Source organism: Pseudomonas sp. BF-R-24 (assembly GCF_019947335.1).
Lineage (GTDB): Bacteria > Pseudomonadota > Gammaproteobacteria > Pseudomonadales > Pseudomonadaceae > Aquipseudomonas > Aquipseudomonas jessenii.
Window position 1 is genome coordinate 51,057 of sequence record NZ_JAGYGG010000020.1, and the last position, 19,332, is coordinate 70,388.

Below are 19,332 nucleotides of genomic sequence, written 5' to 3' on the forward strand. Positions count from 1 at the left end.
CTAGCGTAGTGGTAGTGCTGGCACACACATATGGCTTGCCATTCAAGGGCCTCACGCTACCCATGACAGCAACTCCTGACTGTGTTTCATGGATAAGTTGCAACCGACCGGGGTCAGGGCAACCAAGGCGCAAGGACTGCGCACCGTAACGCCTCTGGAGTCGATATAGGCCAGGCTCACAAAAGGCACCAATAGCGCCCCGTTCATTCTGCACCGCCTTGCACTTCCAGGGCGCGAACAATGGTCATGTGGTCGTTGTAGCGCTTGAGGCGAGTTACGAGTCTGGAGTCGGCGCGGAGGGCGCTTAAGGCAATGCGGCGGTGAGTAAGTGCGCGGATTTTGGACGGATAGAGGTTCATACGGAAACTCCAGCTGGCGGGTTGGTGCTGAGGAAGTACAGAGCGATCCTGCGATGCGTGCGGCCTTGATCGTCAGTGAGCACAATACGGTGAGTAAAAATCTCGTGGCCTAGATCCCGCAGCTCGCCAATACGGGCGCCTGGGCGAAGAATATTCAATTCGCGCATGGCGGTGAGCGTATCGATGGGCTCCATTTGCAGGCGCTTCAATAGCCGGGCGCACTGAGCAGTTCCGTTGTTGGTATTCATTTTAAATAGCATCCCGTGCTTGGATCTTGGCAGACAGCCAGGCGTCCACCTCCGCCACAACGTAATAAGCAGCAGCTTGCCGGGAGTCACCTTTGATGGGCTTGGGGAATGAGGAGTCTTTCGCTCTTAGCTTGGCGAGACCTGATCGGGTCACGTCTAGCCATTGGCAGAGTGCAGGCTGACGAATCAAGCCTTTACTTGGTGTGGGGTGATTCGGGTGCATTTACTTGCTCCATATGGTTGAAGCTCGCTACGTTATTCACCCGGTCCGTTGAAGTCATTGTCGGACAAAAGGATTTTTTGCCCGACAAAATCAGGCATCAAATGCTTGCCGCTTTTCCTCCAGCGCGACGGCGTCATTCGCTTTAGCCATTGCGCGGTCGATTGCGGTTTTACTTGCATTGGGCCAATTTGGATGCCGCGAGCTAATCTCACTTGAGATCAAACCTTGGGTCTTATATGTATCTCGCCTTCCGTCTAACAAGAGTTCCACGAGCCCAGCAACCACGAGGTGCCAGTTGATGGGGCGGTCACCTTTAATCGGCCCCCCTCTTGGTAAAGTCGAGCGTCCATCAGCGACAGCTATACGATCTTGAATCTCCTCCACTCTGAATGGGCTCAGCATATGCTCCATGCGATCCTCTCCATCGATATCGCCCCAGGTCTCTCCGTGGGAATGAAGAATTGCGGGCCACTTAGGGTGGGCTTTGGGATCGTTCATGATGTCTGCTGCCAGGCAAATTTCTGGAGGTGCATAAACTCTCACGTAGTGCTCGGACGTTATCTCGTCAACACCGAGGTCGGCCCTCCCAGCAAGCACTTTCCATTTTTTGCCATTGCTGTCTGTTATCCAGCTGTCGAGGGGGAGAGGGTACGGGATAACAGCAAGCCACTCCTCCATGTATGAGAGGTGTGCTGTGTACTCCGGGTATCTATCATCCTCAGCAAGGGAGAAGACTGGTCCTGGGTATGTTTCTTTATCAACAGGCGAAAACTGCATGTACGCTGGGATGATCCCTTCCAAGGCGTATTCCGCCATATCTTCGCTGCTGACTTTCTCACCTATCAGTAACGAAAGAAGTTGAGCAGCTTCATCTTCAGAAATGTAGCGCTTGAGTTTGAGCGGCTTGATTGCCATGTGTTTCCCTATTGCTTTGTTATAGGAGGAGTGGGAGCCATAAGCTCGGCATCAAGCTCGCTTGAAGGCCGCGACGTTTCCAGCGGCGAGCGTATCCAGGTGGTCGGCATACCACTGCATCATGGTCGTACGCTGAGCCAGGTATTGAGCTTTGTTGTACACCCCGGCAATCCCGTCTTTGACGTGTGATAGCTGAGCTTCAATGTGGTTTTCATCGAAGCCGTGTTCGTTGAGGATCGTGCTGGCGATATGGCGAAACCCGTGGCCAGTCTGCCGACCTTCGTAGCCAAGGCGACGCAGGGCCATCAGGAAAACGGTATTGGAGCGCGGCTTGGTTGTATTGCTACGACCAGGAAATAGCAGTAGGTAAGCGCCGGTGAGGTTGTGCAGATCACGCAGCAGTTCGACGGCTTGGCGTGGCAGGGGAACCACATGTTCACGACGACGCTTCATTCGTTCGGCGGGAACTGTCCACAGGCTGCCATCTAGATCGAATTCAGACCAACGTGCCTCTCGCAGCTCAGATGGTCGGCAGGCGAGCATAGACAGCAGGTGCAGACCGATACGGACGTCTACCGCGCTCGGGTACGCTCTGATAGCTCGCAAAAGGGGCGGGAGTTCGTCAATTGAAACATGGGCATAGTTCTCGGCTGGCTTGGTCAGCAGGAACTTGTGCAACCCTTCCAGTGGGTTGTGAGTTGCACGGCCAGTGACGCGGGCGAGGTCGTAAATTTCCCGGCACATGCCACGTACTCGGCTGGTCTGTTCGACAATCCCGGTTTGCTCCATACCGCGCAGGAATTCCATCCACTCCATTGGCAGAACCCCCTGATAGGGCCGCTTGCCGAAGACCGGAAACACATGCAGCTCCAGGGCGCCAATGGTTCGGGTTGCAGTGCCGGCACTCCAGCCTTTGCGTTTGTTGGCGTACCACTCGCGTGCCAGATGCTCGAAAGTGTTGTTGGCGGCTTCGCGTTCCGCTGCTTTTTGCGCGCGCTGGGTGGCGAGCATGCTGCCATCTTTCATCGTGCTGTCGCGTAGCTCTGCTGCCTTCTGGCGCGCTTGTTCGCCGGTCAACTGGTGGCTGCCCTTGCCGTAGCCTCCCAACCCCAGCCATGACCATTTTCCATCTGCTTTTTTGTAACGCAGCTCCCAGGACTTCTGGCCGGTGGGCTTCACTCGCAAATAGAGCCCGGTGCCATCCAGCTCCCGGTAGGTACTGGCTTCTGGCTCAAGGCTGGCCAAAGTGGTGTCTGCCATCGGACGGCGCTTAATCTCCGAACGCTTCATGCGTGTATGCCCTAGTTTCAATTTTATGGCGAGCATACAAGCAGGCATACACGGGGCGCAATGCTGTGTGGATTCATTCGGGAATGTCCAGACACAAGAAAGCCCGCACGGGGCGGGCTTCTTGGGGTGTTTCCGATCATGTGGGAACATGTGGAAACTGGTATTTGGTGGAGCCGGGGGGATTTGAACCCCCGTCCGCCAGTACTCCGCTGTCGGTACTACATGCGTAGCCGTGTCTATTAAGTTAACCCTCAGCGACCCGACGGGCAGGGTGCTTTGGGCGAGTTGTGTAAGTTTTAGCCGCTTCGTCCACAACGTACTGCACGGCGATTCTGTTCTATATGACAATCACTTTGGGTTTACAGACATCCCCTGGTGATTGCTGGACCCGAAGGTACCAGAAGCTCAGGGCTAAGGCTGCTTACGCAGCGAGAGCGAATTCCTGGCCGTAGTTATCGTCATTGGCAACTATAAGTAGTTGCAACAGTGGATTTACGAGTTCTGTTACCAACTCGGCATGCACCTAAAGTTTCGCAACCGGCGTCGAATCCTAAACGGCCCCGAGCCTGACGCTCTGTGAATCAAGTGAGCAGCAGGCATATACAGTGTACGTCATCACGCCCCGGAAGGCCAACCTGAAGGTTGGCCACCACAGATCATGGGTTTGGTTGGGTGCTCTGTCTGTCAGCGAGCGCCAATGCCTGGGTGGCCTCGGTGACGCATTTTTTGTCGTCTCCGGAGGCTTGTGAGGCTTCGGCGCTGGACATCAGTCTTTTGATCTCCATCGTGGTGTTTGCGGAGTTCGCCGGCAGCGCATTCACTTTGCCTTTGAGCTCTTGCAGCTTGCTCGTACAGAGGTTGTTGTCCGCAGCAAATGCAGGAGAGGCCAGCATGGCAGCAGCAATGAACAGGCCAGCGAGTGTGGTGCGTTTCATGGGTATCTCCTTGAGCTGATGGTTTCAGTGCTGTCGTATGAGTAGACGGCCAAGCCGAACCCGAAAAGTCCGCCACGATCTGATGGGGCCTACCTCAAAGACTACGATTCAACGCAAGAATTCGGTTTTTGAAGAAAACCTGTCGAGCTTTTCCAGCGATGGGGGGGGCGGTTACACATTTCCAGACCCCAGATGCAACAAAACCCGCAATTGGCGGGTTTTGGTTTGCTTCGTATCGGGCACGGCCGGGCTTTGAGCTCCCGGCTGCCAGTACTCCGTTGTTGATGTACGCCAACGCGGCCCGGAAGGCCAACCCGAAGGTTGGCCTTGAGCCGAGTTACTTGGCGCCTTTTTTCGAGTCGGTGACGGCCTTGATAATGTCGTTGGTCTCGGCGATGCAATCATCAATGCCTTCCTTGGTGCCTTTTGCCTGGTCGGCTTTGGCTTGCTCGACGGAGGCTTTTACCTGGTCAGTCATTTCCGGAGGAATCTGTGCCTTGCCGTTTTCGATGGTTTGCAGGTTGACCGCGCATAGGTCTTTTTCGGCCGCAAACGAAGTGGAAGCCATCATGGAAGCAGCAACGAACAAACCTAAAAGCACAGAACGATTCATGTGTTTCTCCTTGAACTGAAGGACCAAGCATTGCTGGCCATCAAATCGGTCTACCGAGTTTTGGGAAGGTCCCGCATTGGCGGGACTTGATCAGTGGACTGCGGCGGCACATCAGGGTTCTTTTTTCTGCTGTAGAACTGTCGATTCCGACAAGAAGCGTTAACGAAGGGCACCTTTATGCACCTTCCTTTAGATCCTGCTATCAGGGCACCCTAGCCTGGGTAACGCGGTCCACCAGATAGACTAGTCCGTGGTAGTCAATGCCGCCATGTTGCGTCAGACCGATCTCGCAGGTACGGCTGGTGGAAATCCCCTCGCTGCACTGCTGCACCGCATCCTTGAGCGTGCGCAGCGAATGGGCGTTCAGCTCCGGCGTGGTGAAGCCCTTGTCGCCGGCGAAGCCGCAGCAGTGAATACCTTCGGGAACGACCACGTTTTTGCTGCACTTGCGCGCCAGGTCGATCAACGCCTGGCTTTCCCCGAGGTGTTGGGTGCTGCAGGTTACGTGCACGGCGATCGGCGCCTCCTGAGGCGTGAAGTCCAGGCGATCCATCAGGTGTGTGCGGATGAAGCGCACCGGGTCGTACAGGTCCAAACGGACTTCCCCGAGGTCTTGAACCAGGCGCAAGGTGCAGGGGCTGGTGTCGCAGTAGATCGGGTCGAGCCCGCCACGGCTGGCGTGGAGCAGGGCGCCGATCAGTTCCTGTCGTTTGTGCTCGGCTTGCTCGGCGTAGCCTTTGGAGGCGAATGGCTGGCCGCAGCACAGGTTGTCGAGGTTGTCCGGGAACACTACCTGGTAGCCGGCCTTTTCCAGCAGGCCTCGGGTCTTGTCGTGCAGCGACATTTGCTCCGTATCGCCCGCTGCCGGGCCCATGGCGCGGGATACGCAGGCCGCCAGATAGACCACGCGCGGGCGCGCGTCCGTCACCGTCGGGCTGAAGCGAATCGGCCGTTCAGGCTGAGGCATGGCGTTGGTCCATTGCGGGACCTGACCCTTGGACAGGCGCGTCAACGTCGCCGACAACTTCGCCAATCTCGGTGCCCCCAGCAACATCCGCGCACCATTGGCCACGTGCAGGGTGAAGCGTGCACCTTGCAGTGCCGTGGCGAAATGTCCTTCAAGCCAGTTAGCGGTTTTCGTATGCGTCGCCTTCCGGCTGCGCAGCTTTTTCACCAGCTCGCCGGTATTGATGCCTACAGGGCAACGTTGTGCGCACAGGCCGGTGGCGGCGCAGGTATCGATGCCTTGATAGTCGAAGGCGGCTTCGAGTTCGGACGTATCGATGCCCGCGCGTTTCTTTGCCTGAATGTCGCGCCAGATCACGATGCGCTGACGCGGGCTCAGGGTCAGGCCTTTTGACGGGCAGACCGGTTCGCAGAAGCCGCATTCGATGCACTTGTCCACAATCTCGTCAGCAGCGGGCAAGGGCTTGAGGTGCTTGAGGTGGATCTGTGGATCTTCGCTGAGCACCACGTCCGGGTTGAGAATGCCATTGGGGTCGAGCAGTCGTTTGAGCTGCCACATCAACTGGTAGGCATCGCTACCCCATTCCAGTTCAACGAACGGCGCCATGTTGCGTCCGGTGCCGTGTTCAGCCTTCAGCGAACCTCCGAACTCCACCGCCACCAGTTGCGCCACATCGTCCATGAACGCCTGATAGCGTGCGACTTCTTCCGGGCTGTTGAAGCCTTGGGTGAAGACGAAGTGCAGATTGCCTTCCAGGGCGTGTCCGAAAAGGATTGCTTCGTCGTAGTGATGTTTGTCGAACAGTTCGATCAGGCGGTTGACGCCGATGGCCAGTTGTTCGACCGGGAAGGTGACGTCTTCGATGATCACCGTGGTGCCGGTCTTGCGCACGGCGCCGACGGCGGGGAAGGTGTCCTTGCGGATGGCCCAGAGCCGGGCGTTTTCTTGCGGGTCTTCGGTGAAATCGACCTGCTTTTCCACCGGGAACGCCTTGAGCGATGCCATGATCTGCGCCAGTTGCTCGTGCAGCAAGGTGGACGACGCGGCGCGGGATTCGATCAGCAAGGCGCAGGCATTGTTCGACAGATGTTGTACGAAATCGGGCATGCCGGGTTTGTTCTGTACCGAGCGCAGGCTGCGCCGGTCCAGCAGTTCCACGGCCGACACCGGTTGGCTTTTCAACACGGTGACCGCATTGCAGCAGGTCTCGACATCCGGGAACACAATCAGGGCCGAGGCTTTATTCGGATGGTCGATCACGGTGTCGTAGGTCACGGCACTGATGAACCCGAGCGTGCCTTCGGAGCCCACCAGCAAGTGGCTCAAGATATCCACAGGCTCGTCGAAATCCACCAGGGCATTGAGCGACAGGCCGGTGGTATTTTTCAGACGGTATTTGTGGCGAATTTTCGCAGCCAGCTCGGCGTTTGCCCGGGTCTCACGGCCCAGGATCGCCAAGCGCTCCAGCAGTGCGGCGTGGCTTTGGCGAAACGCCGTGACGCTGGCGGCATCCTCGGTGTCGAGACGGCTGCCATCGGCCAGCACCAGACGAATGCCGGCCAGGGTGTGATAGGTGTTTTGCGCGGTGCCGCAGCACATGCCGCTGGCATTGTTGGCGACGATCCCGCCGATCTTGCAGGCATTGATCGAGGCCGGGTCCGGACCGATCTTGCGTCCGAACGGTGCCAGCCAGGCGTTGGCCTGGGCGCCGATCACCCCCGGTTGCAGGCGGATTTGCGTGCCTTGGCCGCGGATCTCGCGACCGTTCCAGTTATCCCCCAGCACGATCAGCACCGAGTCGCTGATGGCTTGTCCGGACAGACTGGTGCCGGCGGCGCGGAAAGTCACCGGCACCTGATCCCGTTGCGCCAGTTGCAGCAGTGCCACCACTTCGTCTTCGGACTCGACGCGGATCACCAGTTGCGGAATCAAACGATAGAAACTGGCATCGGTGCCGAAGGCCAGGGTCGACAGAGGGTCGTCGAAACGTCGCTCTTGGGGAATCAGTTGCTGTGCGTCACGCAGGAAAGCGGCCGGTAGACTCATTGGTCCTCCAGGATCAGCACCACCAGGTCTTTCGGACCGTGGGCGCCGTACGCCAGCACTTGCTCGATGTCGGCGGTCTTCGACGGGCCGGATACCAGTAGCGCGTTGGTCGGCATGCCCTGGGCCCATTCGAATTCCTGTTGCACCTGATAGAAGTTGTCGCGGATTTCACTGGCCTTGAGTAGGGCGAAATGCACCGGTGGCGCCAGGCTCATCAGGCGCGGTTCTTCCCGGGTCGGCCAGAGAATAAGGCTGCCCGTGGCAGCGATGGCGCCGAGGGTTCCAGTGATGCTCGCCGGGGTGTCGTTGAACAGCTCGGCTTTCCATTCTTCAACCGGGCGGTCGTAGGCTTTCAGCATTGGCAGGCCGGGATTATTCGCCCAGTGCTGCGTGATCCGTTGACCGTGGGGCGTTGTCGGTGCGATCAGCAGGCTTGGCAACTGGCGGTCCTGCAGCAACTGCGCGAGTAGCGTCGGCCACTCTTGGCCGGACGTCAGATGAATTTCCGTGTGCACCGCTTCCATCAATTTGCGCAGCTGCGCAATGCGCTGCTCTGGCGCGTAGGTGTAAGGCTGGGTCACCAGATCGACATCGAAGTTGTCGGCCACCGGCGTTGTGCCTGTCAGGCTTTTACGCAGTTTGGCGAGGATATTCTGTTTGGCGCTCATCGGCGGTCTCCCTGTTTGGCCAAATGTTCGCGGGCCATGTCATGCAATGAGCGGGCAGCGGGTTTTGGTGCGCTGTGGTTTTGCGTCCACGGGCCGACATTGCTCGGCGTAAGGGCGCGCAAACGGGTGGCAAAGAAACCGAACAGGCGATAGAGCGTCGGCGAACTGTTGAGCTTGGCCCAGGCGTTCCAGATGAACCGCTCCTTGCGTGAATACTTGCTGCCCTGGCCGCGCATCACTTGATGGGGGCTGTCCGGGGCCTTGACGTTTTCTTCCCGCAGGCGCCGCAGCAAAGCAGGGATCGGGATTTTCACCGGACACACTTCACCGCAGGCACCGCACAGCGACGAGGCGCTCGGGTGATCCGGGACTTTCGCCAGGCCAACCATGTGCGGGGTGATGATTTTTCCGATAGGCCCGGGGTAAACCTCCCCATAGGCATGGCCGCCGATTCGGGTGTACACCGGGCAATGATTCATACAGGCGCCACAGCGAATACAGTTCAGGGTCTGGCGCAATTCGCTGTCGGCAAAGGCCTGGCTGCGGCCGTTATCGAGCAGTACGAGGTGCACTTCCTGCGGGCCGTCGAGTTCATGTTCCTTGCGCGGGCCGGAGATCATGTTGACGTAGGTGGTGATCGGAATGCCCAAGGCTGAACGGGTCAGCAGCGACAGCAACGGCACCACATCACGCAGGTTTTCCACGACTTTTTCGATACCGGTGACGGCGATGTGCACGGGTGGCACCGTGGTGGTCATGCGACCGTTGCCTTCGTTTTCCACCAGCAGCAGGGTGCCGGTTTCGGCCACGGCGAAGTTGACACCGGAGACGCCGATGTCCGCTTCGAAGAATTTCTGCCGCAGGACTCTGCGACCGATCTGAATGAGTTGGTCTACGTCCTTGGTGTATTCCACGCCAAGTTTGTCGTGGAACAAGGACGCGACCTGACCGGCGTTCTTGTGGATTGCCGGCATGATTATGTGTGAAGGCTTCTCGTGGTCGAGCTGGACGATGTACTCGCCCATGTCCGATTCCAGGCATTCAATGCCCTGTTCAGCGAGGACATGGTTCATCTCCATCTCTTCGCTGACCATCGATTTGCCCTTGATCACTTGCCGCCCCTCGTGAGCGCGGATGATCGAGAGGACGATGCCATTGGCCTCGTCCACCGTTTCCGCCCAGTGCACTGTCACACCGTTGCGGGTCAGGTTCTGTTCCAGTTGCTCGAGCAGGTCGGGCAACTTGGAGAGCGCGCGGGCACGGATTGCATTGCCCAGTGCGCGCAAGTGTTCTCTTTCATGGGCATCGCTGAAAGCGGCTGCCCGTTTGGTCATCAGTGAATCCATCGCCTTGCGAAAGTTGCTTCGCAATTGCGGGTCACCCAGTGCGTTGTGAGCGCGGGTGCGGAAATCTTCTTCTACGGCAACCGTAGGAATAATCGTCGAGGTGCTCATTTCACACCTCCGGTTCGCTGCCAGAGGAAGCTGGCCAGATGCTGACCGCGCAACGCTTCCTGCTGTTTTTCCAGCGAGCCGTTGATGTTCATCAAACAGCCGCAGTCGGCACTCAATACCTTGTGCGCGCCGGACTCCTTCAGCGCCCGGGTCTTGTCAGCCACCATCGCGCCGGAAATGTCTGGCATACGGACGCTGAATGTCCCACCAAAGCCACAGCATTCACTTTCGTGATCGTGGTTGACCCGCTCCACATTGCTCAACTGCGCCAACAACTCGCGGCCGTGCAGGTGGGTGTTCATTTCACGGCGTGCCGAGCACGAAGTGTGCAGCGCCACTTTCACGGGCTCGCCGCCGTCCTTGAGCTGCACCTTGCAGACAAACAACAGGAACTCGGCCAGCTCGTAGGTTCTGGCCGCCAGGGCCTGGACCTGTTTCAACGTGTCCGGCTCGTCCTTGAACAAGTCGGCGTAATGTTCGCGCAGCATGCCCGCGCAAGAGCCTGACGGCACCACCACCGGATAGTCGCCGGCAAACAGTGCCAGTTGCGAGCGCGCCACGGTCCGAGCCTGTTCGGTGTAACCCGAGGTGTAGGCCGGTTGGCCACAGCAGCTTTGCCCTTGCGGGTATTCGACACGAATGCCTTCGCGCTCCAGCAGGTGGATCGCATCCATCCCGGCTTCCGGGTAGAACAAATCGACCACGCAGGTCCCGAACAGGTAGACCCGTGACGGTTTCTCGCTGGGGTATTGCCGAGGCTCGGGCAGTGGCGGGGCGACACGGGTCGTATTCGGCACGGCGTTGTAAAAAAGCTCGCTCATCAGGCGGTCTCCGGGTGGTCCCGGTTATTCGTCTGTTGAGGCTGCTGAATATAGAGCCGGTAGCTTTCAGCAGCCTTACAGACCGGGGTGTGAATAGCGGACGCCGGGGGTGTGGCCCGGCGTCGGTTTTTATCGTGTTGCCTGTAGTCCTTAGTGCACCAGCATGCCGGTGAACCAGTAGGCCTGAGCCAACGTGATCAAGCCGACAATCGTTGCAAAGAATAGGCTGTGCTTGAGGGTGAAGCGGAACAGATCCGATTCTTTACCCACCAGGCCGGTCGCGGCGCAGGCCACGGCGATCGATTGTGGCGAGATCATTTTGCCGGTCACGCCACCACTGGTGTTCGCCGCCACCAGCAAGGTGTCGTTGACGCCGATCTGGTGCGCAGTGGTCGCTTGCAGCGAACTGAACAGGGCGTTGGACGAGGTATCGGAACCGGTGAGGAACACGCCCAGCCAGCCGAGGAACGGCGAGAAGAACGGGAACGCTGCACCGGTGCCTGCCAACACCAGGGCCATGGTCGAAGACATGCCCGAGTAGTTGGTGACGAAGGCAAACGCCAGCACCATGCCGATGGACAGGATCGGCCAGCGCAGTTCGTAGAAGGTCTCTTTAAAAGTGGTCAGACCAGTTTTGATATTGATCTTCAGCACCAGCATCGAGATCAGCGCCGAGAAGAAAATCGCCGTGCCGGTGGCGGAGATCGGGTCCAGTTTGAACACTGCCGGAAGGGCGGTTGGCGCGACTACGATCGGTGCGACCTTGATCACCATCTGGTCCAGGTGCGGGATGGCGAAGTTGAATACGAAGCTGTACATCGAACCGCCGGCGGCGAACATCGCCTTGAACGGCTTCAGGGTCCAGATGGTGACCAGTACGGTCAGGATCAGGAACGGTGACCATGCCTTGAAGATTTCCCCAAGGCTGTAGGGCGAAGCCACAGTGGTGCGCTTCTGGCCGAAACCACCGACGCTGGCGCTCACCACGGAGGCCGAGACCGCGCCGACGATGTGTTGGCCGGCGGCGCGTTTTGGTTGCCAGACTTTCAGGAACAGGGTCAGGGAAATCAGGCTGGCCAGGGCCGAGGTGATGTCCGGCAGTTCCGGGCCGATGAAGTTCGAGGTGAAGTACTGGGTGACGGCAAAGCTCAAGCCGGCCACCAGCGCTGCCGGCCACGTTTCCCGCACGCCGCGCAGGCCGTCCATCATGAACACCAGCCAGAACGGCACGAACAGCGACAGCAGCGGCAGTTGGCGGCCGGTCATGGCGCCGATCTTGAACGCGTCGATACCGGTCACTTGCCCGGCAACGATGATCGGAATGCCCAGGGCGCCGAAGGCCACCGGCGCGGTGTTGGCGATCAGGCACAGGCCGGCCGCGTACAGCGGGTTGAAGCCAAGTCCTACCAGCAGCGCAGCGGTAATCGCCACGGGTGCGCCAAAACCGGCTGCACCTTCGAGGAAGGCGCCGAAGCAGAAACCGATCAGCAGAACCTGCAGGCGCTGGTCATCGGTAATCGACAGAACCGAACTGCGGATGACTTCAAACTGCCCGCTCTTGACCGTCAGTTTGTAGAGGAACACCGCTGCCACGATGATCCAGGCGATCGGCCACAGGCCATAGGCGAAGCCATACCCGGCGGCGGCGAACGCCATATCGACCGGCATCTGGAAGGCGAAGATCGCCACCAGGATCGACAAGGCCAGGGTGATGCTGCCGGCCACATGTCCTTTGAGGCGGAACACGGCCAAAGCCAGGAAGAAAAATACGATGGGGATGACGGCGGCGAGTGCGGACAAGCCGAGGCTGCCAAGCGGGGTATAGAGCTGTTGCCAGGTTTGCATATGGGGTGGCCCCTAATTGTTGTTGGTCAGGCACTGATCAGCGTTCTTGGATAATTGGTAAGACCAATTTACAATCGCTGTTGGCTAGGGTAAAAGCCTTGTAGGCGGTGTGTCAATTTGCCGCCCTAAAACTTTTGTCGAATGCGAAGAGCGCAGGTCGTCTGTCTGGTAAGACCAAATGCGCAATGGCAGGTGCTGGCGCGGCGCCGATAGGCCAGAATAGAGCCCCGGCGAGCCGTCGGATCGTGGAGTAATCGAGTTATGGGGTTTGATCAGATTCGTCAGCGCCGTTTGTCTGACGATATTGTCGAGCAGCTTGAGGGCATGATCCTCGAGGGCACGCTGAAAGCGGGTGAGCGCTTGCCGGCCGAACGTGCGTTGGCCGAACAATTTGGTGTGTCACGCCCTTCGTTGCGCGAAGCCATTCAGAAGCTGACCGCCAAGGGCCTGCTGGTCAGTCGCCAGGGCGGCGGCAACTATGTGGTGGAGTCGCTGGGTAGCACCTTCAGTGATCCCTTGTTGCAGCTGCTGGAAAGCAACCCCGAGGCACAGCGCGATCTGCTGGAGTTTCGGCATACGCTGGAAGCGTCTTGCGCCTACTACGCGGCGTTGCGTGCCACCGATGTGGATCGCGAGCGACTGACCGCGGCATTCAACGAATTACAGGACTGCTATTCGCGTCACGAAGAGGTGAGTCGTGCCGAAGAGGGGGCGGCGGACGCAAGCTTTCACCTGGCGATCGCCGAGGCCAGCCACAATGCTGTGTTGCTACACACCATTCGCGGGCTGTTCGACCTGCTCAAGCGCAACGTGGTGACCAACATCGGTGGCATGTACAAGCAGCGCACTGAAACCCGCGACATGCTGATCACGCAGCATCGGGAGTTGTATCAGGCGATTATCGAAGGGCGGGCGGAGCAGGCGCGGGAAGTGTCCAGTCGGCACATTCTGTATGTGCAGGAGGTACTGGAGGAGGTGCGTCAGGAAGTGCAGCGCGTGGCCCGGGCGGAACGGCGCAAGGGGATGTAGCCAGTCGGTTCCATATCGTTTGTGAGATTGCTTTCGCGGGCAAGCCCGCTCCCACAGGTACACCGAAACCCTGTGGGAGCGGGCTTGCCCGCGAAGGGGCCTCAAGGCGAAAGAGTCAGTCTTCCTTGCCCTTGTTGCGCACCGCACGCTGCAACTCGCGACCGGCGTCGCGTTCGCGCTCGGTATCGCGCTTGTCGTATTCCTTCTTGCCCTTGCCCAGAGCGATCTCGCACTTGACCATGTGCTTGCTCCAGTACCAGGACAGGCACACGCAGGCGTAACCCTTTTGCTGCACGGCCGCGGCCAGCTTTTCCAGCTCGCGCCGGTTGAGCAGCAATTTACGGGTGCGCACCGGATCGGCAATGACGTGGGTACTGGCGGTCGTCAGGGGCGTAATGTGGCTGCCAAGCAGCCAGGCTTCGCCATCCTTGAGCAGTACGTAGCTGTCAACCAGCTGCAGTTTGCTTGCCCGCAGACTTTTTACTTCCCAGCCGGCCAGGACCAGACCAGCCTCGAAACGATGTTCGATGAAGTAATCGTGTCGCGCCTTTTTGTTTTGCGCGATGGTCCCTGTTGGGTGTTTCTTCTGTTTAGCCATAGGGGCGGCATTATAGGGAGTTGCACGCGAGTCGGCTACGGTGTTGCTACGTGCTTGAGCAGGTTGATTGAATCCCGGACAATGCGGCCTCTTTTTTGAACGCTTGGGCGTGATAACGATGTCGACAGACAAGGTTTCTGTCCACGGCAGTTGGGCTAGCCGCTGGGTCTTCATACTCGCCGCGACCGGTTCGGCCGTGGGGCTGGGTAGTATCTGGAAATTCCCGTACATGGTCGGCGTCTATGGCGGCGGCGCCTTCGTGCTGATGTTCCTGGCCTGTATCGCATTGATCGGCGTGCCGGTCATGCTGGCGGAAACCCTGATCGGTCGGCGTGCCCGGCAGAGTCCGGCCAATGCCTTGAAGATGCTGGCGGTCGAGGCGGGGCACTCGGCCAAATGGTCCTGGGGCGCGTTTGCCGGGATGATCACGGCATTGCTGATCCTGTCGTTCTACAGTGTGGTTGGCGGCTGGTCGCTGGACTACATCATCGACATGGGGCGTGGCGACTTCCAGGGCGCGACGCCTGATCAAGTGGGGGCTTACTTCGGCAATGTGATCGCCGATCCCTGGCGCCTGACACTTTGGCACACGATTTTCATGCTGTTGTCAGCGGTGGTGATCGCCAAGGGCGTGGTTGCCGGGCTTGAACGCAGTTTGCGCATCATGATGCCGTTGTTGTTCGTGATGATCCTCGTGCTGCTGGGCTACAGCATGACCACCGGTCATTTCATGGAAGGCGTGCATTTCATGTTCGACTTCCACCCGGAAAAGGTCATGGACGGCTTGTTGCCCGCGATGGGGCATGCGTTCTTTTCCCTGAGCGTGGGCGTTGGCTCGATCATGATCTACGGTGCGTACATGCCGAAGAACTCATCGATTTCAGGGACGGTTGTCGGCGTGGCGCTGCTCGACACCTTCGTTTCCCTGGTGGCCGGCCTGGCGTTGTTTCCGATTGTTTTCGCGGCGGGCCTGAATCCGAGCGAAGGGCCGGGGCTGATGTTCGTCAGCCTGCCGTTTGCCTTCGGTAACGTAGCGTTCGGGCAATTGATGGGTGTTGTGTTCTTCGTGCTGGTGGCGGTCGCTGCCTGGAGTTCGGCGATTTCCCTGCTGGAACCGATGGTGGCCTACCTGGTCGAGCGCACTAAAGTGAGTCGTGCCTGGGTCACCTTCTGGCTGGCGTTCAGCTGCTGGTTTGTCGGCCTGGGTACGGTGTTCTCCTTCAATATCTGGAAGGAGGCCAAGTTCTTCGTGAACGAAGGCGGGATGTTCCACCTCTACCAATGGGGAGCGACCGGTGGCCTCGACTTCTTTGGCGTGATCGATTTCTTCACCTCGCGACTCATGCTGCCGCTTGGCGGTTTGTGTTTCGTGGTGTTTGCGGGCTGGATCATGGGGCGTGAGGCGGTGCGCGACGAGTTGTCGATCCGTAACCCTGCGCTGTTTGGCCTGTCCTTGTTCTTGATGCGCTATGTGGCGCCCATCGGCATTCTCGTAGTGTTTGCCGCCCAGCTGTGGAAGTGACGCTGACATGACGACACACATTTCACGTTCGGCCTTGCTGCCGTACCCGGCGCAAGCGCTGTATGACCTGGTCAACGACGTGGCGCGCTATCCGGAGTTTCTGCCGTGGTGCTCGTCCGCCGAAGTCCTGGAGAGCTCACCTGAGCATATGCGGGCGAGTGTCGGCGTGGCGAAGGGTGGCCTCAGTCAGCATTTCGTGACGCGCAACACGTTGATTCCGGGGCAGTCGATCGAAATGAACCTCGAAGAGGGCCCTTTCACCCAATTGCATGGCATCTGGGTATTCAAGGCGCTGACCGACAAAGCCTGCAAGATCAGCCTCGATCTGTCATTCGATTATGCCGGGCCGCTGGTTCGCGCCACCTTGGGGCCGCTGTTCAATCAGGCGGCCAACACTTTGGTGGATGCGTTCTGCCAGCGCGCCAAGCAGATACATGGTTGAGGTCATGATTGAAGTCGAGGTGGTCTACGCGGCCGTAGACCGTCAGGTGCTGCTGACAGTGGCCGTACCTGTCGGAACGACCGTGCGGGCGGCCTTGCTCAGGTCGAGCGTGGCTGAAGAGTTTCCGGAGCTGGATCTGACCCATTGCCCTGTGGGGATCTTCGGCAAGGTGGTCGCTGACCCGGAGAGTCGGGTAGTCCAGGCCGGGGATCGCATCGAGATTTACCGCCCGTTGCTGGCCGATCCGAAAGAGGTGCGCCGACTGCGCGCGGCGAAAGCTGCCGAGGCCAAAGCGCGGAATCAGTGAGTGGCTTGAACGCCAGACAATAAAAAGCCCGGGCATGCCGGGCTTTTTATTGCGTCGCAAATTATTGCGGCGAGGTGTCCAGTGGCTCCGGCGTCGGGACCGGAACGGTTTCTACGCCGTCGACGTCCTTCTGGATCTGATCCAGCAGCGAACCTGGCTTGACCGGTTTTTCCGGTTTTGGCTTCTCGACGTTTTCTGTCGGGGCAGCCACTGTCGTGCCGCTGTCCTTGCCGAGAATGGCTTCGTCACGGCTCACGCCTGGCATGAAATCACCGGAGAGGCTGACAAGCTGATCATTTGGGTTGAAGATAACGCTAATGCGTTCCTGTTGGCGTTCACCGCCACCCGGTTGCAGGCTGTACAGATAATCCCAGCGATCGGCATGGAACGTGTCAGTCAGCAGAGGGTTGCCCATGATAAACCGTACTTGCTTACGGGTCATTCCCGGGCGTAACTGGTCTATCATGTCCTGCGTGACGACATTGCCCTGCTGGATGTCGATTTTGTAAACCCCGGGGAATGAACAACCGGCGAGTGCGAGCAGTCCCACAAAGGTGAAACTGGTTAGCAAGAGCTTGGTGTTTTGCATCGGTGGGCGACTTCCACTATCTTGGCTGGGACAACGTAAACGCCGATCATACCCGCATTAAGAGAAGCTGCGAAGCAGCATCGCGAGAAAGCTGACCATGGTTGAAAATAGCGAACTACGCAAAGCCGGCCTCAAAGTGACCCTGCCACGGGTCAAAATTCTGCAAATGCTCGATTCCGCCGAGCAGCGCCACATGAGTGCCGAGGATGTCTACAAGGCCCTTATGGAGGCTGGTGAGGACGTCGGTCTGGCCACGGTTTACCGTGTTCTGACCCAGTTCGAGGCAGCTGGCCTTGTGGTGCGGCACAACTTCGACGGAGGCCATGCGGTCTTCGAACTGGACGACGGAAAGCATCACGACCATATGGTCAACGTCGAAACCAGCGAAGTGATCGAATTCTTCGACGAAGAAATCGAGCGGCTTCAGAAAGCAATCGTCGACAAGTATGGCTTCGAGATGGTTGATCACAATCTGGTGCTGTACGTGCGCAAGAAAAAGTAAGCATGTCGCGCGAACATTCAGTTCGCGAAACGAACGAAGGCGACCCCAGGGTCGCCTTCGTGCTTTCTGCCTTTATTCAGGCTTTTGCGGCCACCACCATTTTTTTGGCATGCGCCAGGGATTCCTTGGTGAGGTCGATGCCGCCCAGCATCCGTGCGACTTCTTCGATGCGGTCGTTTTTGCTCAATCTGGAAACGGCCGTGCGGGTGGCATCTTCGCCGCGCACTTTATGCACAAATAGATGTTGATGGCCTTGCGCTGCCACTTGCGGCAAGTGGGTCACGGTCAGTACCTGCCCGCGCTCGCCGAGGCGACGCAACAGCTGGCCGACGATTTCCGCAGTCGGACCACCGATACCAACGTCCACTTCGTCGAACACCAGAGTGGGAACGCGAGATGTCTGCGCGGTGATCACCTGGATCGCCAGGCTGATCCGTGACAGCTCGCCTCCGGATGCAACTTTTGCCAAGGCTTTCAATGGTTGGCCAGGGTTGGCGCTAACCAGTAGTTCAACCTGTTCAAGTCCGTTAGGCAGCAGTTCGTCGCTACTGTTTGGGCGCAGCTCGATGGTGAAGCGCCCGCCAGGCATGCCCAGGCGCTGGATCTCCTGTTCCACGGCGCTGGCCAGGCTGTTCGAGGCTTGATGGCGCAGATCGCTCAGTTCGCGAGCCTTTTCCTGATAATGGCGAGCGTATGAAGACAGCTCATCGCTCAGTCGTTCGATGGATTCGTCGTTGGCGTTGAGGGTTTCGATTTCATCCAGCAGTTTCTGCTGCATCTCGGCAACTTCGGTCGGCTGGATGCGGTGTTTGCGCGCAAGGGTGTAGATCGCGTCGAGGCGCTCTTCAAGGTATTGAAGGCGCGACGGATCGGCGTCGAAGTTGTCGAGGAAGCGGTTCAGTTCGCCCACGGCCTCTTCAACCTGGATCTGTGCACTGGTCAACAAGCTGCTGGCTTCGCCCAGCGCACCGATCGAGCTGTTCACGCTCGACAGGCGGTTGAGGCTGGCGGTCAGGGCGTTCAGTACATTCCCGGAATCACTTTCACTGCATTGCTCGACGACTTGCCGGCAGATCCCGAGCAAGGTCTCTGCGTTGGTCAGGTTCTTGTGTTCCTGCTCAAGCTGCTCCAGCTCGTTGTCGCCAAGGCCAAGGTTTTCCAGTTCTTCGAGTTGATAGCTGAGCAACTGATGGCGGGCGCGTTGCTCATCGCCGGAGTTGGAGAGTCGCTCCAGTTCCTGGCGGGTCTGGCGCCAACGCTGGGCGGCGAGCTGAACCTGGCGGGCAAGGTCGGTCGCGCCGGCATATTCATCGAGCAGGCGGCGGTGAGTATCGGTCTTGAGCAGGGATTGGTGTTCGTGCTGGCTGTGAATGTCGATCAGCAGCTCGCCCAGCGCCTTGAGGTCGCCAAGGGGGCAGGGCGTGCCGTTGATGTAGCCGCGCGAACGTCCTTCGGATGTGATGACCCGGCGCAGGATGCACGGGCCGTCGTTTTCGAGGTCGCGTTCGGCCAGCCAGGCGCTGGCTTCTGGAATGTCGACCAGATCGAAGGTGGCCAGGATATCGGCCTTGTCGGCGCCGGGGCGGACCACGCCGCTGTCGGCACGATCACCCAGGGTAAGGCCCAGCGCGTCGAGCATGATCGACTTGCCCGCGCCGGTTTCTCCGGTGATCACGCTCATCCCGCGATCGAGTTCGAGATCGAGATGTTCAACGATGGCGTAGTTGTGTACGGACAGGTGCACCAGCATATGGGCCGCTCCCAGGTGTTAGATCTGGTTATTTATACAGTGTTTTGTTTCGGGCTGACAATGCCCCTCGTTAGCTCGATTCGCTCGGACCGACGAAAGCCTTATCGCGACCGGGAATGACAAAGCAGTTGTTTTTTGTAGGGTTAATCGTCGACCCCCCTTGAAGCCGGATTTTGCGGCCCCATATAGCTGGGCAGACGCGCGAGTTG

The 19,332-nt window shown here is 58.8% G+C and carries 19 protein-coding genes and 1 other RNA gene; 5 read left to right on the forward strand and 15 right to left on the reverse strand.

Annotated features, from left to right (window positions below):
* Window positions 1-203: 203 nt before the first annotated feature.
* From KGA98_RS17020 to KGA98_RS17080, 12 genes are all read right to left on the reverse strand, one after another.
* Window positions 204-359, reverse strand: a complete 156-nt coding sequence (locus KGA98_RS17020) for a hypothetical protein (protein ID WP_223502882.1) — start codon at window positions 357-359, stop codon at window positions 204-206.
* Window positions 356-607 (reverse strand): helix-turn-helix domain-containing protein, encoded by a 252-nt coding sequence (locus KGA98_RS17025; RefSeq protein WP_223502883.1) that lies wholly within the window; start codon window positions 605-607, stop codon window positions 356-358. Before KGA98_RS17025 ends, KGA98_RS17020 begins: the two co-directional genes overlap by 4 nt.
* A 313-nt stretch (window positions 608-920) precedes the next feature.
* Entirely contained in the window at window positions 921-1,745 is an 825-nt protein-coding gene (locus KGA98_RS17035) for a hypothetical protein (protein ID WP_223502885.1), read from the reverse strand.
* Between the two features lie 51 nt (window positions 1,746-1,796).
* Complete coding sequence (locus KGA98_RS17040; protein ID WP_223502886.1) at window positions 1,797-3,035, reverse strand: tyrosine-type recombinase/integrase; 1,239 nt, start codon at window positions 3,033-3,035, stop codon at window positions 1,797-1,799.
* A 165-nt stretch (window positions 3,036-3,200) separates the two neighbouring features.
* Window positions 3,201-3,597: a transfer-messenger RNA gene (ssrA, locus tag KGA98_RS17045) on the reverse strand.
* 94 nt (window positions 3,598-3,691) lie between these two features.
* Window positions 3,692-3,970: a hypothetical protein gene (locus tag KGA98_RS17050; RefSeq protein WP_223502887.1), complete on the reverse strand. Its 279-nt coding sequence runs from the start codon at window positions 3,968-3,970 to the stop codon at window positions 3,692-3,694.
* Window positions 3,971-4,307: 337 nt separating this feature from the next.
* A complete protein-coding gene (locus KGA98_RS17055) occupies window positions 4,308-4,583 on the reverse strand; it encodes a hypothetical protein (protein WP_057716495.1) in 276 nt (91 codons plus the stop codon).
* Window positions 4,584-4,785: 202 nt separating this feature from the next.
* Entirely contained in the window at window positions 4,786-7,596 is a 2,811-nt protein-coding gene (locus KGA98_RS17060) for an FAD-binding and (Fe-S)-binding domain-containing protein (RefSeq protein ID WP_223502888.1), read from the reverse strand.
* On the reverse strand, window positions 7,593-8,264 hold the full coding sequence (locus KGA98_RS17065) for a lactate utilization protein C (RefSeq protein ID WP_102669031.1): 672 nt from the start codon (window positions 8,262-8,264) through the stop codon (window positions 7,593-7,595). Before KGA98_RS17065 ends, KGA98_RS17060 begins: the two co-directional genes overlap by 4 nt.
* Window positions 8,261-9,718, reverse strand: a complete 1,458-nt coding sequence (locus KGA98_RS17070) for a LutB/LldF family L-lactate oxidation iron-sulfur protein (protein WP_090453019.1) — start codon at window positions 9,716-9,718, stop codon at window positions 8,261-8,263. Before KGA98_RS17070 ends, KGA98_RS17065 begins: the two co-directional genes overlap by 4 nt.
* Window positions 9,715-10,539 carry a (Fe-S)-binding protein gene (locus tag KGA98_RS17075; protein ID WP_223502889.1) on the reverse strand — a complete coding sequence of 275 codons (825 nt, stop codon included), beginning with the start codon at window positions 10,537-10,539 and terminating at the stop codon, window positions 9,715-9,717. The genes KGA98_RS17070 and KGA98_RS17075 overlap by 4 nt, the downstream gene beginning before the upstream one ends.
* A 150-nt stretch (window positions 10,540-10,689) precedes the next feature.
* A complete protein-coding gene (locus tag KGA98_RS17080; protein WP_057716490.1) occupies window positions 10,690-12,384 on the reverse strand; it encodes a lactate permease LctP family transporter in 1,695 nt (564 codons plus the stop codon).
* 261 nt (window positions 12,385-12,645) lie between these two features.
* On the opposite strand from KGA98_RS17080, the gene KGA98_RS17085 reads away from it, so the two are divergent.
* A complete protein-coding gene (locus tag KGA98_RS17085) occupies window positions 12,646-13,413 on the forward strand; it encodes a GntR family transcriptional regulator (RefSeq protein WP_102669034.1) in 768 nt (255 codons plus the stop codon).
* A gap of 115 nt (window positions 13,414-13,528) precedes the next feature.
* Here the strand turns inward: KGA98_RS17085 and smpB are convergent, their stop codons facing one another.
* On the reverse strand, window positions 13,529-14,011 hold the full coding sequence (gene smpB / locus KGA98_RS17090; protein ID WP_008057382.1) for an SsrA-binding protein SmpB: 483 nt from the start codon (window positions 14,009-14,011) through the stop codon (window positions 13,529-13,531).
* A 118-nt stretch (window positions 14,012-14,129) separates the two neighbouring features.
* Here smpB and KGA98_RS17095 point away from each other — a divergent pair, with 118 nt between their 5' ends.
* The 3 genes from KGA98_RS17095 to KGA98_RS17105 are packed head-to-tail and all read left to right on the forward strand — an operon-like array spanning window position 14,130 to window position 16,282.
* A complete protein-coding gene (locus KGA98_RS17095) occupies window positions 14,130-15,533 on the forward strand; it encodes a sodium-dependent transporter (protein WP_090453025.1) in 1,404 nt (467 codons plus the stop codon).
* Window positions 15,534-15,540: 7 nt separating this feature from the next.
* Window positions 15,541-15,975 carry a type II toxin-antitoxin system RatA family toxin gene (locus KGA98_RS17100; RefSeq protein WP_057716487.1) on the forward strand — a complete coding sequence of 145 codons (435 nt, stop codon included), beginning with the start codon at window positions 15,541-15,543 and terminating at the stop codon, window positions 15,973-15,975.
* Entirely contained in the window at window positions 15,968-16,282 is a 315-nt protein-coding gene (locus tag KGA98_RS17105; RefSeq protein ID WP_223502890.1) for an RnfH family protein, read from the forward strand. Before KGA98_RS17100 ends, KGA98_RS17105 begins: the two co-directional genes overlap by 8 nt.
* 61 nt (window positions 16,283-16,343) lie before the next feature.
* Here KGA98_RS17105 and KGA98_RS17110 read toward each other — a convergent pair whose 3' ends face one another.
* Window positions 16,344-16,871 carry an outer membrane protein assembly factor BamE gene (locus KGA98_RS17110; protein ID WP_090453027.1) on the reverse strand — a complete coding sequence of 176 codons (528 nt, stop codon included), beginning with the start codon at window positions 16,869-16,871 and terminating at the stop codon, window positions 16,344-16,346.
* A 97-nt stretch (window positions 16,872-16,968) separates the two neighbouring features.
* Here KGA98_RS17110 and fur point away from each other — a divergent pair, with 97 nt between their 5' ends.
* Complete coding sequence (gene fur, locus KGA98_RS17115; RefSeq protein ID WP_003197684.1) at window positions 16,969-17,373, forward strand: ferric iron uptake transcriptional regulator; 405 nt, start codon at window positions 16,969-16,971, stop codon at window positions 17,371-17,373.
* A gap of 76 nt (window positions 17,374-17,449) precedes the next feature.
* Here the strand turns inward: fur and recN are convergent, their stop codons facing one another.
* Window positions 17,450-19,123, reverse strand: a complete 1,674-nt coding sequence (recN, locus tag KGA98_RS17120; protein WP_090453029.1) for a DNA repair protein RecN — start codon at window positions 19,121-19,123, stop codon at window positions 17,450-17,452.
* Window positions 19,124-19,332 lie beyond the last annotated feature (209 nt).